Raw genomic sequence first — 456 nt, 5'->3', positions numbered from 1 at the left:
AGCGGCGCTGATCGTCATCAAGGGTGCCAAGCGCAAATACGGCAGCAAATACTGGTTCCACCCACTGATCGGTAAATTCATCATGACAGTGAGGCCAAAGGTATGAGCAAGCCACAGAAGGTTAACACCAGCCAATGGCCGAATGAGCTGTTCTCCTGCGTCTACCGCTGGGTTAACGGTCGTCCTATAGAGAAAGCTGTAGCGGCAAAGGCCATACTGCAAACAACAACGAGAACGCCACTCAATGATCTGGCTGTACGGCTGAGTGCGTTTGCGATCGGGAATGTCACCCCTGAATGGCTGACTGATAACGGGTTTTCCTCCAACTTAGCCCCCGAACCTGCCAGGGAGAAGCGTGAAGCGGTGGTGCTGGAGTTTATCAGCCGTAAAGAGCTGGTGGCCGTGCTGGCCGACGCTGATCGGATTAATAGCCTGTTCAACGCCGCCCCGCCACCT

General features: G+C 54.8%; 1 pseudogene. It reads left to right on the top strand.

Annotated elements, in window-relative coordinates:
• Positions 1 to 102 precede the first annotated feature (102 nt).
• Positions 103 to 456: pseudogene (locus ACKWMY_RS28335) on the top strand (DNA primase); the annotation flags it as partial.

This window comes from Serratia sp. J2 (genome assembly GCF_046269175.1).
In the GTDB taxonomy this organism is placed as follows: Bacteria; Pseudomonadota; Gammaproteobacteria; order Enterobacterales; family Enterobacteriaceae; genus Chania; species Chania fonticola_C.
Note: the sequence above shows the minus strand (reverse complement) of the source record. Positions and strands in the feature narration are given on the sequence as shown.